The 14,015-nt window shown below is 71.7% G+C and carries 12 protein-coding genes; 8 read left to right on the top strand and 4 right to left on the bottom strand.

The window, feature by feature from the left end:
- The first annotated feature begins 1 nt into the window (after position 1).
- Entirely contained in the window at positions 2-1,534 is a 1,533-nt protein-coding gene (nuoN, locus tag QLQ12_RS18575) for an NADH-quinone oxidoreductase subunit NuoN (RefSeq protein WP_282761442.1), read from the top strand.
- Between the two features lie 458 nt (positions 1,535-1,992).
- The gene (locus tag QLQ12_RS18570) at positions 1,993-2,952 is read left to right on the top strand and encodes a polyprenyl synthetase family protein (protein ID WP_282761544.1); all 960 of its coding nucleotides are present in this window, start codon (positions 1,993-1,995) and stop codon (positions 2,950-2,952) included.
- Here the strand turns inward: QLQ12_RS18570 and QLQ12_RS18565 are convergent.
- Positions 2,930-4,114: an MFS transporter gene (locus QLQ12_RS18565; protein ID WP_282761441.1), complete on the bottom strand. Its 1,185-nt coding sequence runs from the start codon at positions 4,112-4,114 to the stop codon at positions 2,930-2,932. The two genes, QLQ12_RS18570 and QLQ12_RS18565, sit on opposite strands and share 23 nt — an antisense overlap.
- Positions 4,115-4,267: 153 nt before the next feature.
- On the opposite strand from QLQ12_RS18565, the gene QLQ12_RS18560 reads away from it, so the two are divergent.
- Entirely contained in the window at positions 4,268-5,062 is a 795-nt protein-coding gene (locus QLQ12_RS18560; protein ID WP_043522768.1) for an IclR family transcriptional regulator, read from the top strand.
- 127 nt (positions 5,063-5,189) lie between these two features.
- Complete coding sequence (locus tag QLQ12_RS18555) at positions 5,190-5,888, top strand: anti-sigma factor (protein WP_282761440.1); 699 nt, start codon at positions 5,190-5,192, stop codon at positions 5,886-5,888.
- On the opposite strand, the gene rarD is transcribed toward QLQ12_RS18555, so the two are convergent.
- From rarD to QLQ12_RS18540, 3 genes are all read right to left on the bottom strand, one after another.
- On the bottom strand, positions 5,870-6,799 hold the full coding sequence (rarD, locus tag QLQ12_RS18550; protein ID WP_282761439.1) for an EamA family transporter RarD: 930 nt from the start codon (positions 6,797-6,799) through the stop codon (positions 5,870-5,872). The two genes, QLQ12_RS18555 and rarD, sit on opposite strands and share 19 nt — an antisense overlap.
- Positions 6,800-6,895: 96 nt before the next feature.
- Complete coding sequence (locus tag QLQ12_RS18545) at positions 6,896-7,270, bottom strand: phage holin family protein (protein WP_282761438.1); 375 nt, start codon at positions 7,268-7,270, stop codon at positions 6,896-6,898.
- Between the two features lie 63 nt (positions 7,271-7,333).
- On the bottom strand, positions 7,334-9,118 hold the full coding sequence (locus QLQ12_RS18540) for a type VII secretion protein EccE (RefSeq protein ID WP_282761437.1): 1,785 nt from the start codon (positions 9,116-9,118) through the stop codon (positions 7,334-7,336).
- Between the two features lie 265 nt (positions 9,119-9,383).
- On the opposite strand from QLQ12_RS18540, the gene QLQ12_RS18535 reads away from it, so the two are divergent.
- The 4 genes from QLQ12_RS18535 (at position 9,384) to QLQ12_RS18520 (ending at position 13,695) form a co-directional block, all read left to right on the top strand.
- Positions 9,384-9,701, top strand: coding sequence for a WXG100 family type VII secretion target (locus QLQ12_RS18535; protein WP_282761436.1), 318 nt, complete (start codon positions 9,384-9,386; stop codon positions 9,699-9,701).
- Positions 9,702-9,717: 16 nt separating this feature from the next.
- The gene (locus tag QLQ12_RS18530; RefSeq protein ID WP_282761435.1) at positions 9,718-10,011 is read left to right on the top strand and encodes a WXG100 family type VII secretion target; all 294 of its coding nucleotides are present in this window, start codon (positions 9,718-9,720) and stop codon (positions 10,009-10,011) included.
- A gap of 307 nt (positions 10,012-10,318) precedes the next feature.
- Positions 10,319-13,333, top strand: a complete 3,015-nt coding sequence (locus QLQ12_RS18525; protein WP_407651500.1) for an SseB family protein — start codon at positions 10,319-10,321, stop codon at positions 13,331-13,333.
- On the top strand, positions 13,330-13,695 hold the full coding sequence (locus QLQ12_RS18520; RefSeq protein ID WP_282761434.1) for a hypothetical protein: 366 nt from the start codon (positions 13,330-13,332) through the stop codon (positions 13,693-13,695). Before QLQ12_RS18525 ends, QLQ12_RS18520 begins: the two co-directional genes overlap by 4 nt.
- Positions 13,696-14,015 lie beyond the last annotated feature (320 nt).

Raw genomic sequence — 14,015 nt, 5'->3', positions numbered from 1 at the left:
CATGGAACCGTTGAAACTGCCCCCGATCGACTACGCGGCCCTGCTGCCGATGTTGATCCTGTTCGGCGCGGCTTGCGCCGGGGTTCTGCTCGAGGTGCTGGTCCCGCGCCGGGCCCGGAACATCGCCCAGCTCTCACTGTCGCTGCTCGCCATCGTGGCGGCGCTGGTCGCGGTGATCATGGAGCGTGGCACCCGCACGATCACCATCGGTGGCGCGGTCGCCGTCGACGGGCCGACGCTCTTCCTGCAGGGCTCGATCCTGGTGCTCGGCGGGGTGTCCATGCTGCTGATCGGCGAGCGCTCGATCGAGCGGGGCGGCGTGTTCGTCTCGCAGGCCGCGGTCACCGTCGGCTCGCAGAAGGACATGAAGCAGGCCGGCGGCCAGCCCGGCGCCACCGAGGTCTACCCGCTGGCCACCTTCGCGCTCGGCGGGATGCTCCTGTTCGTCGCCGCGAACGACCTGCTCACCATGTTCGTGGCGCTGGAGGTCTTCTCGCTGCCGCTCTACCTGCTGTGCGCGCTGGCCCGTCGCCGGCGCCTGCTCAGCCAGGAGGCCGCGCTCAAGTACTTCCTGCTCGGCTCGTACGCCTCGGCGTTCTTCCTGTTCGGTGTCGCCTTCATCTACGGGTTCGCCGGCGGGATCCAGCTCAGCGTGGTGCACGACGCGGTCGCCAACCCGCAGCGCAGCCAGGTGCTGCTCTACGTGGGGCTGGGCATGGTCGCGATCGGTCTGCTCTTCAAGGCCGCGCTGGCGCCGTTCCACGTCTGGACGCCGGACGTCTATCAGGGCGCGCCGACACCGGTCACCGCGTTCATGGCGGCCTGCACCAAGGTCGCCGCGTTCGGGGCCCTGCTGCGGGTGCTCTACGTGGCGTTCGAGGGGGTGCGCTGGGACTTCCAGCCGGTCCTCGGGTCGATCGCGGTGCTCACCATGTTCACCGGCGCGATCCTGGCGGTCACCCAGACCGATCTGAAGCGCCTGCTGGCCTACTCGTCGATCGCCAACGCGGGTTATCTGATGGTCGGTGTCCTCGCGCTCAACGACGAGGGCCTGAGCAGCACGATGTTCTACCTGGTGGCGTACGGGTTCTCGGTGCTCGCCGCGTTCGCGATCATCAGCCTGGTGCGTGACTCGGACGGCGAGGCGACCCACCTGTCGCGCTGGGCCGGGATCGGCCGGAAGAGCCCACTGCTCGCCGGCGTCTTCACCCTCATCCTGCTCGCCTTCGCGGGTATCCCGCTGACCAGCGGCTTCACCAGTAAGTTCGCGGTCTTCGGCGCGGCTTTCGAAGGCGGGCAGACCTGGCTCGTGATCTTCGGTGTGGTGACCAGCATGCTGCTGGCGTTCCCGTACCTGCGGGTCGTCGTGCTGATGTGGCTGTCAGAGCCGGGGGAGTCGACGCCCGCGGTCTCCATCCCCGGTTTCCTGACCTCGGCGGTGCTGGCGCTGGGCCTGCTCGTGACGGTGGGACTGGGCGTGGCCCCGGCGCCGCTGATCGAGCTGACGCGCGAGGCGGCACAGTTCGTCCGCTGACCGTGTCCAGTTCGAAACTGATCAGTCCAGGAGCCCCGGCCACGGCCGGGGCTCCTGGCGTCGAGGACGGTCGGCGGCCGGGGTCCTACCTGGACTATCCGCGAGTCGGATGACCGATTTCTGCCGCCTGCTCCTGCCGGTCACGGTGGCTCGGGGCGAACCTGCGGCCGCCATCGCATGAGCCGGCGGCGATGGGGCGTGCCGGTGTGGCGGCCGCCCGGACCGGGAGGCACGGGCGCCTTCGTGGGCCGTACCCCAGGTGTCGGATTTTTGATCTTGTCGCGTGCCACCCTGGGACTGAAAGCGTCAGACCGGTATGGCATCGTGAAAGCGTGGTGAGCACCGGTGATTCGAGCGAGTCGGCGCTGCGCGATTCGACGCTGAGTGAGTCGACGCTGAGTGAGTCCGCGCTGCGCGATCTGGCGCTGTCATCGCTGGGCCTCGACGTCGATCCCGCGATGGACGAGTCGGTGTCGGCGACGCTGGCCGCTGTAGAGGTCGCGCTGCGAGACTGTGTGGCCAGCGCCGATCCCCTGGTGGCCGAGGCCGCGCGGCATCTGGCCGACGCCGGGGGCAAGCGGTTCCGGCCGCTGCTCGTCGCGTTGGGGTCGCAGTTCGGTGATCCATCGTCGCCCAAGATCGTCGCTGCGGCCAACGTGGTGGAGTTGACCCACCTGGCGACGCTCTACCACGACGATGTGATGGATGAGGCTCTCGTCCGGCGTGGGGCGCCGAGCGCGAACGCGCGCTGGGGCAACTCGGTGGCGATCCTGGTCGGTGACTATCTCTTCGCCCAGGCCGCCGACCTTGCGGCGACTCTCGGCACCGAGGCGGTCCGCCTGCAGGCGCAGACGTTCGCACGCCTGGTGCACGGGCAGATCGCTGAGACGGTGGGCCCGCGTGGCACCGACCCGATCGAGCACTACCTGCACGTCATCACCGAGAAGACGGCTTCCCTGATCGCCACCGCGGCCCGCTTCGGCGGCCTCTTCTCCGGGGCGCGCCCGGAGTTCGTGGAAGCGCTGGCGGGCTACGGCGAGACCATCGGCATCGCCTTCCAGCTCTCCGACGACCTGCTCGACATCGCCAGCGAGTCGGTGCAGTCAGGCAAGACGCCCGGCACCGATCTGCGTGAGGGCGTTGCGACGCTGCCGGTGCTCTACGCGCTGGCCGGTGACGACATCGACGCCTCCGCGGCCCGCCTGCGGGAGCTGCTGTCGGCCGGCCCGATCACCGACGACGCGCTGCACGCCGAGGCGCTCACGCTGCTGCGTGAGTCGGCGGCGATGAAGCGGGCGCGAGAGACCGTCCGTAGCTATGCCGAGGAGGCCCGGGCCCGTCTGGCGCCGCTTCCCGAGGGCGAGGCGAGGCGCACGATGGAGGCGCTCTGCGACTTCATCGCCGACCGGACCGGCTGAGGATCCGGCTGCCGGCCAGCATCAGGGTGGCGGCGCCGAGCATGGCGACCGCCGCCGTCACCCACATCGCGGGGTAACCGGCGGTGTGGGCGATCGCGCCGAGCCCGATCGGCCCGATGCAGCCGCCCGCGTAAACGCCGGTCTGCGTGATCGAGGTGGCCGCGGCCGGCGCCTGCGGGTGCAGCCGGACCACGGCGAAATTCATCAGGCCGGGCCAGGCCCAGCCGAATCCGAAGCCGAGAACGACCCCGGCCACGAGGGCCGGAGTGCCCGGCACGGCCAACAGGGCGAGTCCGGCGGCGCCGGTGACGAGCAGCGCGGCGATCACGCTGACCTGCCGTTCCGGGCGGAGGTCGGCCTGCCAGCCACCGTATATCCGGGCCAGACCGCAGATCGCGCCGCCGAGGGTGAGCACGAGACCGGCCGGGCCGGGCATGATGCCGCGCTCGACGGCGGACGAGACGACGAAGGTGCTGAGCGCGTTGGCCGACCCCGCCGCCAGGGTGCTGGCGATGCCGAGGACCATCAGAGGGCCGGTGGCCCGGCCGGGTTCCGGGCGGTGACGCCGGTGTGCGATCTCGCGTGGCACGAGCGGAATGGTGGCGGCGGCCAGCAGCCCGGCCAGGACGAAGGCCCAGCGCCATCCCAGGGTGAGGGCCAGTGCGGGTACGGCCGCGCCGGCGAGGACCGTGGCGACCGGGATGGCGGCCTGTTTGATGCCGAAGGTGAGGCCTTGCCGGTGCACCGGAACGTGCCGGGACAGGCTGGTGTTGCTCGCCAGTTGCCCCATGGCGTTGGCGGCGGCGCCGAGCGCCAGGATCGCCGTCAGCGTCCACAGCGACCGTGCCCCGACCGCGATGCCGATCAGGACCGTGGCGGCGAGCCCGAGGGCGATCCGGGCGGTCCGGGTGGCGCCGTGGCGCTCGACGAGCGTCCCGGCCGGGATGGAGGCGAGCGCGCTCACTCCGAAGTAGGTGGAGACCACCAGTCCGAGCCCGGCCGGCGAGAAGCCGAGTTCGTCGCCGACCTGAACGGCGAGACCGCCGACCAGGAAGACGGGTATCGAAACAGAGATCGTCGTGGTAAGGGCGCCACCCGTTGCCCGGACCGCGTTTGTGCTGGTGGAGCCGGTGGTGTCGGGTTCTGTGCCGGGGTCGCGCATCGGACGCAGAGTAGGCCGTTCCGGCGACCTCTCGATGCGGACAGTTCCATCGATCACACGCGCTGTGTAAATCGACCGTGATCCACTTCTGTTTGGCATTCCCCCGGGAGCTGATTGTTCATATGGTGTAAGTCCCTGGCCACGGAGGTAGCTGTGCGTGACCCCCTAGCGGAGCCGTCAGATCTCATCCGGAGCGTGTCGCGTGCCCTGCGCGTGCTGGAATCGGTGGGTCGGGCACCGCGTGGACTCACCGTGAAGCAGATCGCACGACGATGCGAACTGACCGTCGCGACGACGTACCACCTCGTGCGGACCCTCGCCTACGAGGGCTACGTGATCCGTCGTGAAGACGGCACATACATCGTCGGCCTGGAGATCGCCGATCGGTACCGTGAGCTGGTCTCCGCCTTCCGCGGCCCGCCCGCGGTCGGCGAGGCGCTGCGCCGGGCGGCTGTCGACAGTGGATACAGCCACTACCTCGGCAGGTTCGTCGGCGGACGGATAGCCGTCACCGCCTCGGCCGAAGGCGCCCGGTCCCCGTTCATGGACGACGTGGCGCCCGGTTTCGACGAGGGCGGACACGCCACCGCACTGGGCAAGGCGTTGCTCGCGACGCTCACCCCCGACCAGCGGTCGCGCTATCTGCGTGACTACGGGATGCGGGCATTCACCCCGGCCACCCTCACCACGCCCGAGGCTCTCGAAGCCGACCTGGCCGCCGGCGAGCGGCGCGGCATGCAGATCGAGATGGGCCAGTTCCGGCAGGGCCTGGCGTCCGCCGCCGTGGTGGTGGTCGCCGACCGCGACATGGAGCGGCGGCTCGTCCTGGCCTGCTCGATGCCGGCCGCCGAGATGCTCACCTCGGCACGGGTGGTCCGGGCGAAACTCACCGCCGCCGCGCGCAACGTGGCGGAGGCGCTGTCCGGAGGGGAGTCCGCAACCGCCTGAACGGGTGGTCGCTCTCCGAATTTGAGCCGCCACGGCTTGAGGTGGGGCTTTAAGGGTTCGTTGAACCTTCGCGACCGATACCGCGTACCACCAACCGGGACCACAAACCCGGCTGGAGGCGGTTCGGATGCGGTGTGAGGACGGGCACGATGACGCCGCCTATGTCCTCGGCGCGCTGTCGCCGATCGAACGTGCCGCGTACGAGAGCCACCTGGCGTCCTGCTCGTTCTGCCGGGAGGCGGTGGCCGATCTGGCCAAGGTGCCGGACATGCTGGACCGTCTGGACGCGGACGACTTCGAGCGTCTGCTGGACCCGACCCTGTTCTCGTCGTCCCGGCCCGGCCCTGTCCAGCGTTTCCCCGATCCCGCCCGCCGTCCCCCCGCGAAGCGGGTACGAGCCTTCCCGATCCGTGTGTTCAGCACGGTGACAGCGGTCGTCCTGGTGCTGATGATCGGTGGCGGACTGGCGTTCTGGGGGCTGCGCGGCTCGCCGGGACAGCCGACGCCACCGCCCGGGCCCGCGATCGCGATGACCCCGGTCGACAGCACGTCACCCATCGCGGCCACCATCCGGATCACCAGCACCGGCGCCGGGAGCCGGGTGGAGATGCAGTGCTCGTACAGCAAGTCGGCCCGGCCGTACACGTTCCGGCTCGTCGCCTACGGGCCTGACGAGCAGACCGAACAGCTCGGATCCTGGCTGGCCCAGCCCGGCGCGGAGTTCCTGCTGCCGGCCGCCACCCACTTCACCCAGGGCAGCCTCTCCCGCCTGGAACTGGTGCGCTCGGACGACCGGGTGATGCTCGTCTACGAACCGCCCGCCTGAAGGACCGGCTCCACCACCGCCGCGCGGTCCCGTGCCGCGGCACGAGCGCTGCGCAGACCGTCCACGGTGAAGACGAGCAGCGCCAGCCAGACCAGACCGAACCCGGCGAGCCGGGCCGGCGGCATCGGCTCGTGGTAGATCAGCACCCCGACGCCGAGCTGAAGAATCGGTGCGACGTACTGCAGGATGCCGAGGCCGACCATCGGCACCCGGTTCGCCGCACCGGCGAACAGCAGCAGCGGAATCGCCGTGAGCACACCGGCGACCAGCATCAGCACCGTGTGCAGGCCCGAGACGTGGCCGAACTCCGCGCCGCCGGACAGGTTGAGCCAGGTCAGGAACGCCAGCGCGGGCAGGAGCAGCACGGCGGACTCGACGAACAGGCCCTCCGCGGGCGGCAGCGACATCCGCTTCTTGATCAGGCCGTAGCAGCCGAACGAGGCGGCCAGAGTGAGAGCGATGTACGGCAGCCGGCCGTAGTCGACGGTCAGGATCACCACCGCCAGCACGCCGATCCCGACGGCCACCCCCTGCAGCGGCCGGAGCCGTTCGCGCATCACGGTGACACCGAGCAGCACCACGAGCAGCGGCGTGATGAAGTAGCCGAGCGCCGTCTCCACCACCCGGGACGAGTTGACCCCGTAGATGTAGGTGGCCCAGTTGACCGCGATCAGCAGGGCCGCCAGCGAGACCCCGCCGAGCAGCCGGGGCGTGTGCAGGATGCGGGCCAGGAAACGCCAGTTGCGCATGCCGGTGAGCAGCAGCGCGACGAAGACGACCGACCAGACGACCCGGTGCGCCAGGATCTCCAGCGGCGGGGACGGGCGCAGCAGCTTGAAATAGATGGGAAAGAAGCCCCACATGACGTACGCGGTGAGGCCGTACAGATATCCACGCCGCTCATCGCTCATCCCCCCACCGTAAGGTCGGGGGGACGGGGCGGTCCTTGCGTATGTTCCAGGTCACGAGGCCAATCGAGCCCCGCTGGCCTGCTTTTTCTCAGCCGGTCAGTCGTTGTCCGGCACCAGCATGTTGAGCACCCAGCTCACGACACCGACGAGCAGCGCGCCGAGCACGGCCGGCAGCACCCCGTCCACGTGGAAGGCCAGGTCGAACTGGTCGGCGATCCAGCTGGTCAGCAGCAGGAGCAGTCCGTTGACCAGAATGGCGACCAGGCCGAGCGTGAAGACGTACAGCCCGCAGCCGATGGTCTTGATGATCGGCCGCAGGACCGCGTTGACCAGGCCGAAGATCACCGCGACGCCGAGCAGCGTGCCCGCCTTGGTCGTGGTGGAGTCGGCGGTCAGTTCGATGCCGTCGATCACCAGCGTCGCGATCCACAGCGAAACGGCGGTGATCACCAGCCGGATGAGGATGCCCATGGCACGGGATCGTGCCACGGCCTGTCCACCAGTGGAAACGACACCCCGCGATCTTTGTGAGATCTATGCCGGAGTTAAGGAACGTCCCCGCACCGGCTCGCCGATCAGGCTCTGCTCGATCGGGGTCTGGGAGAGCGCCGCCCACCGGACCGCCCGCCGGTTGATCACCGCGACCATGTCGGTACGCATCCGCGGGAAGTACGGCGCGGTGTCGCCCAGGCCCAGCGTGCCGCCGAGCAGGGTGGCCTCGGCCGGCGTCAGCCGTTGCAGCACCACCACGTCGGCCTCGGTGGCGTGCGGCACGTCGGAGGCGCCGAACTCGTCACGCACCACGAGAGTGGTCTGCCAGCCCGCGTCCCGGGCCGGCTCGGGACCGGCCGGGGCCGAGCCGGTGTCGAGGACGGTCAGGGTCGGATGCCGCACCGACCCGGCCGGAGCGTCGAACGGGCGCCCGGGAGGCAGGATCGTGATCGAGTCGCCGGGGACGGCCGCGCCCCGCACGAACGGCTCCCACGCGTGCGGCCGGGTGGTGCGAACCAGGACCCGGGCTCCGACGGCCATCGCCCGGAACGCCAGCAACTGGGCGCCCGGCAGCCCACCCACGAGCAGCGCGCGGGTCGGCTCCGGCCGGAACAGGCGGAGCAGGACCGGCCCACCGCTCTGGTTGCGGCCGACCATCAGGCCGGCCGGGCTGATCGCCAGTTCCGGGGCGCCGATGGGCCGCCCGTCCACAGGCTGGCCGCCGAGCGGCAGCGTCGCCGCGAGCCCCGGCAGGTGCGCGCCGTCCCACCGGCGGAGCCGGACCCGGTCGGCCGCCAGCAGGGCGCGCAGAGCCCGGAGCGCGGTCTCCAGGGCGGTGGCGTCGGGGGCGGCGAGGCGGACGAAGAGACCGGTCGCCGTCAGCGCCACCGTGGTGGAGGCCGCGGGCAGATGCAGGATGCGGGTCACCAGGTTGCCCGAGAGATCGGTGCCCGAGCTGGGCAGGCACCGGAACGTCGCCTGGACCAGGCCGCCCAGCCGCAGCCCGGACCACGTTTCCTGGGCGTTGTCGCCGCCGCCGGCCGACTCGGCGCCGGCCAGGTCGGTGATCGCGCGGAGCGCGGCGACCTCGCCCAGCGGGCGGGCCTGTGCCGGGCCGAGGCGGCGGGTCAGCCGCCGGGTCAGGCCGGCGAGGCTGCGGCGCAGCTCGTCGTCGGACCAGCCGCCGGTGCGTGAGACCCGCAGCGCCAGGACCGCGCGCAGGTGCCCGAGGGAGCTGCCCTCGGCGAGGGTGCGGTACGAGCTCTGGGCCCGGTCCGTTCCGGGCCGGGTGGTCGGGGCGGAGACGGCGCTCAGCACCAGCTGGGCGCGGACCTGAGGCTGGTCGCCGACGGCCTGGTCGCGGCCGGTGGCGTGCAGGAGGGTCGCGAACGACGGGACCCGGGAGGTCTCGTCGGCCGGGTCTCCCAGCTCCACCAGGACGGTGAGCCCGGAGTCGTCGGCGAGGGCGGCCGCCGGACCGCCGGGAAGGTCCAGCGTCGTCAGGCGGACCCGTGGGGCGGCGAAGGACAGCAGAGCGGTCGTGCTGTCGATCCGTGCCGCCCGTCGCCGGCCGGCATAGCGGAACAGGACACCGAGCCACTGGAACGCCCAGCGGCCGCGCAGGCGCAGCCAGGTCAGCGCCAGCAGACCGGCGGCGGCGGCCACGGCCGGCACCATCGCCACCCCGCCTAGCGCGAGGCCGGCCATCACCAGCGCCGCCGCGACCTGGGTGGCGACGATCTGCTCGGGCTGGGCTCCGAGCAGCCGGCCACCGCGGCGCCGGCGGATCAGGGACTCGGTCATGGGGACCGCGACCTCGGTGCTCACGAACCGCCCCTCTCCGTCGTCCGGTATCCATTCACGGTCATGCGCGGCTCATCGTAGGACAGTTATCCACAGATCGATCGCCCCACCGGGCGGTTATCCACAGGTTGGCGGACCGGGGCAGACGCGCCTCGCGGTGGGCGGCTAACGTCGTCGATGTTGTTTCGCGGCGGGCGGCAAGCCTGATCGCAAGCGGCTAGCCTAGTGGCCCACGTCGATGCGACCTGCGGTCCACATCGGATCGAATTGCGAGAGGGGTGACGTCCATATGGCGCTGACTCAGAGCGAGTCAAACAAGATGGCACAGACGGCCAAGGACTTCGACGAGGTGAACAGCTCGCTCCAGGACATGCTGACCCGGCTGATGGGCCAGCTGTCCGTGCTGAGCGGGGCTTGGAAAGGCCAGGGCGCGCTGGCGTTCGAGCACGTCAAGAACGAGTACGCGAACGACCTCAAGCGGCTCAACGACGCGCTCGCGGAGACCGCCGAGGCGATTCGTACCTCCGGCGCCAGCTACGAGTCGACCGACAGCGCGGCTGCGTCCTACGTCCGCCAGACCGGCGGCCAGTTCACCCTGCCGCTCTGACCTACCGGAGGAACCCATGAACGACGGCCTGCTTCTCGTCAACTTCGGCGAGCTCGAGAACGCCAGCGCCAACATCGGCCGGGCGCTGGCCAGCCTCACCAACGACCTTGCCGATCTCGAGCGCAAGGGCAACGAGCTGAAGGAGACCTGGTCCGGCGCGGCCAAGGAGGCCTATGACGAGCGCCAACAGCGCTGGCAGTCGGCCTCCCGCGACCTGCAGAGCATCCTGCAGGAGATCAGGAGCGCGCTCGACAAGTCCCGGACCGATTACCACGACACCGAGCGTGCCGCGACCAACCGGTTCCAGTGACACTTCTCCGCACGTGGTGAGGCCGGCGCAACATGTCGCCGGCCATCCACCCCACGTCGCCGGGCCGAAAGGCTCATCGGGTCGCCCGTTCGCGTAATGCCCACGCCGACTCCCGCGGTTACCATAAGTGATTGAATGGGTGCGCTGAGAGATTGGCGCATGCCCGCGGGGCCTCGGCGGACCTCTCCCGGGCGCGTGTTCAGCGCCACCCGACAGTCAGCATGCCGCCGCCCATTGTGATTGTGGCCTGACCTTGTAGGTTATACGCGTTGAGTTGGCTCGTTGACACGCGTGGGGAGAGGTGGACGTGTCCGAGTGGGAACCGGCTACGGACGCCGAGGCTGCGATGCGCGATGCGTTGCGCACCGACGACCAGGAGTCCTACTTCCGCATTCTCGCCGGTGTCGACCTTCTGTTGCCGGTCTCCGCCGACGTGCTGGCCGGCCTCGCGCCGATGGGCTGGGGCACGTGGAGCACCGGCGGTCGCACCCACGTGCTGGCGTTCACCTCGAACGCGGCGCTGCAGTCCTGCCTGGCCGACTACACGGGCTCGGCGCGCCGGGTGCCGTACTCGGAACTCGCCAACACCTGGCCCAACCTCGAGTGGTGGCTGGCCGTGAACCCCGGCCTGCCGATCGAGGGATACCTGCCGGCCTGGTTCGTGGCCCAGCTCGCCCGTGGCGATCTGCGGCTGCCCACCCGTGGCCCCGGCCGCGACGCTCACAGCTCGCGCATCCAGGAGCTGGGCGCGGCCGCGCTGGCGGCTAGCCGGTCCGGTGACGGGACGGCGGCGGGTGGCCCGACCTACGACCAGGCCCCCGCGGTTCCGGCGGGAGCGGCGCCCCCGGCGATGCCGGTCGCCTCACCGGCTCCCGTGCCGCCTCCACCACCGGCGCCCACGGCTCCGCCGATGCCGATGCCGGCACCGGTGGCTCCGGCCGTCGCCCCGATCCCGCCGGTCGGCGCCACGCCGCCGGTCGGGCCGGGTGGGCTGCCGATCCGGACGCCGAGCGGAACCTCCGCGAGCGGCCTGCCGGTGCGGACCCCCGTCTCCGCCTCCCCGGCGGCGCCCGCCGCCTATCAGTCTCCGTCGGCTCCGCCCGCCGGTCCGGCTCAGAGCTTCGCCGCTCCGGGCGCCGTTCCTCCGGGGCTCGCGCCGGCGTCCGCTGTGCCCGCCTCCGCTGCTCCGGGACGTCCCGGAGCCGGTTCCGGCATGGCCACTCCCGGCTGGGACAAACCGGGCATGCCGTTCCGTCCGGAGGAGGACCCCCGCGGCCCCCTCCAGGACCTGCGGGCGCCGCTGCCCGTGCGGACCCCGATGGCGAACACGCCGCCGGTGCCCGAGCACGTCGCGCCGTACGACCCGGCGGAAGCCCAGGTCGATCCGAACTGGGCCGGGAAGCAGAGCCCGGCGCCGGCGAGTGCGCCGCCCGCCGGGCCGCCCGCCAGCGGGGCGCTGCCCCGGCGGCAGCCGGGCCAGTCGACCGGTGGCGGCCCGATGACGAGCATGTCCGGATTCGTCCCGGGCGCCTCCAACGCGGCCAACGCCGGCGCCGTGAGCAGCGCCTCCGCGCCGCCGGCTTCGCCCACGATCCGCCCGGCCTCGCCCGCGTCCGGTCCCGAGTTCGGGTCGCCCACGCCGACTCCGGGATTCGGGCCTTCCACCCCGCCTCCGGGGTCCGCCGCGTCCGCTCCGGGGTTCGGCGCACCGGCGCCCGCCGTCCAGCAGCCGGTCAACCCGGCCGCGCCGCCCGCCGCCGAGGGCGCATTCGGTGGGCCCGGTGGTGGCCTGCCGCGCCGCCAGGTGACCCCACCCTCCGAGCGCCCGGCCTCGATGGCCGCCGCTGCCCAGGCGATCGGCGCGGGCCGTGCCCCGGGCACCGAGCAGACCGCGCCCGCGTGGGACCGCCCGGCCCCGCCGCCGGCCTCCGACCGGTTCGGTCCGTCGGGGCCCGCGCCGTCGATCGCCCCGCGGCCCGAGACCACCGAGTCCCCGGCCGCGACCACGCGGACCAACCTGCTCCCACCGGTGATTCCGGGTGCGCCCAGCGTCGGCGGGCCGGGTTCCGGGGCGTCCCCCTATCCGTCCGGGCCGGGCACCGGCTCGGCGGTTCCGGCCGTGCCGGAGGCCTACGCCGCTCCGATGCCGCCCGCCGCTCCCATGCCGCCCGTTCCGGGGCCGTCCTACGGCCTTCCGCCGCAGGGCAGCCCGGCGTCCGCCTACGCCACGCAGTCCCTCTCCGGTCCGGCCTTCGCGACGCAGGTATTGCCCGTCGCGAGCGGTGGCTACACCCCGGCTGGAGCGTCCAACCTCGGCGTCTCCGGGTCCGCCACCGGGTCTCGCGGCCCGGCCGCGGAGGAATTCGTCGCCGCCAACGATGTTGAACGGGATCTTCAGGACGCCGCGGACGCGGGTAACAACGACGTCTTCCTGTCCACGCTGCTGCTGGCGAAAGTTCTCGTGCCGGTCGCCAGCCACTCCCGGCCGGGCAGCGCGCCCGGCGAGTCCGGCTTCGCCTTCCTGCCCGAAGAGGTGGACGGCGAACGCTTCCTGATCGTCTTCACCAGCAAGGACCGGCTCACCGAGCACTTCGGCGAGCCGACCCGGACGGTCCAGGCACGGTTCTACGACCTGATCCGCAACTGGCCCGACCCGACCTGGTCGTTCGCGGTGAACCCGGGGACGCCGGTCGGCGCGAAATATCCGGGGTCCCAGATCATCGCGCTGGCGAGCTGGGCCACCGAGGCCGGTCTGGGCGCTGAGCCCGTCGAGAGTCCCGCGGCCGAGCCGCAGACCGTCCCGGTGCCCGCTCCGCAGCCCGCCAGCGACGAGGCTCAGCAGGCCACCGTCATGCAGAAGACGGTCTCCGCGGAGCAGGTCGACTACTACCTCGACCGCGGTTACGACCGGATCGCCGGGTTCGTGCACCGGGCCTCCGAGGTCGAGCACCTGCGCACCCCCAGCGACCTCTTCGGCGCCCTGGGGCTCTACTACGACTCGTCGGAGTTCCAGCCGGACGCCAAGGAGGCGTTCGTGCTGCGCTGGCCGGCATACCGGCCCAGCCTCTACCGGATCCCCTACGGCGGGCAGAACGAACAGGCTCTCCGTGCGATGGACGGCTGGGTGATCGAGCGCCCGCCGTTCCGGGGCAACGGTTTCGCGCCCGGCGAGGGCCGCGACGTGATCGCGGAGTTCAAGGTGGACAGCGTCCGGCTGCCGCACGGCGCGCAGCTCTGGAGCATCGACGCGGACGGCAACGAGCGGATGATGGCGATCTTCGACGCGGACGGCCCGCAGTGGCGCCGGGTGGGGGAGCAGTGATACGCGACGGATACGTGGTCACCTGGCAGGGCCGGGAGTACGACGCCGCCCCCGACGGCGACCGGGTCCGCATCTACACCACCAGCCCCGCTGAAGGATTCCAGGAGATCAGGCCCGGTCGCTATGTCCGGGTCCTCGAACCCGACGAGTTCGAGGACATGGTCTACGTCCGCACCCTCTGCACCTGGCGCGGCGAGCCTTTCGCGGTTCTCGCCGAGGCCGACTCGTGGCTGCGCCTGGAGTACACGGGTGGTCGTGCGCCGGTCGCCCGCCAGCTCGGCCTGGAGGAATTCGACTACGGCGTCTATCAGGGCTGGGCGCCGGCTCACGAGGTTCACGACCGCTACGAACACCGCATCTGACGCGGGCCGCTGACCTCGTCGCGAGGATCGGACGGCCACCACAGCGCACGAAAGGGCTCCCCGCTGATGAGCGGGGAGCCCTTTCGTCCGTTCCGGGGCCCGGCGACCGAGGAGGAGGAAAGGGGGAACGGTCGCCGGGTGCGGTCCGGACGCGGGGGACCGGTCATCGCTCGCGGCGGCTGTGGGGCAGTCACGCCGTGACGATGAGCTGGCCCGCCGTGCCGGGGCCGGTGTGGGGGCCGGCCCCGGCTCTCGGCGATCTGAGCCGGCGGGTGGTTCGGGGATGAGCCGGCCGATCAGGGTGGGGACGGGTGTGACGG

The sequence above is a fragment of the Actinoplanes sandaracinus genome, assembly GCF_030009775.1.
Taxonomy (GTDB): domain Bacteria; phylum Actinomycetota; class Actinomycetes; order Mycobacteriales; family Micromonosporaceae; genus Actinoplanes; species Actinoplanes sandaracinus.
The sequence above is the reverse complement of the archived record's forward strand: the minus strand, read 5'-3'. Positions and strand labels throughout refer to the sequence as shown.

Bases quoted from the DNA above. Each gene is read 5' to 3' on its own strand.
- nuoN (WP_282761442.1), top strand. From the start codon at position 2: ATGGAACCGTTGAAACTGCCCCCGATCGACTACGCGGCCCTGCTGCCG.
- rarD (WP_282761439.1), bottom strand. From the start codon at position 6,799: ATGAGCGATGAGCGGCGTGGATATCTGTACGGCCTCACCGCGTACGTC.
- QLQ12_RS18555 (WP_282761440.1), top strand. From the start codon at position 5,190: ATGCGGTGTGAGGACGGGCACGATGACGCCGCCTATGTCCTCGGCGCG.
- QLQ12_RS18535 (WP_282761436.1), top strand. From the start codon at position 9,384: ATGGCGCTGACTCAGAGCGAGTCAAACAAGATGGCACAGACGGCCAAG.
- QLQ12_RS18530 (WP_282761435.1), top strand. From the start codon at position 9,718: ATGAACGACGGCCTGCTTCTCGTCAACTTCGGCGAGCTCGAGAACGCC.
- QLQ12_RS18565 (WP_282761441.1), bottom strand. From the start codon at position 4,114: ATGCGCGACCCCGGCACAGAACCCGACACCACCGGCTCCACCAGCACA.
- QLQ12_RS18570 (WP_282761544.1), top strand. From the start codon at position 1,993: ATGGACGAGTCGGTGTCGGCGACGCTGGCCGCTGTAGAGGTCGCGCTG.
- QLQ12_RS18545 (WP_282761438.1), bottom strand. From the start codon at position 7,270: ATGGGCATCCTCATCCGGCTGGTGATCACCGCCGTTTCGCTGTGGATC.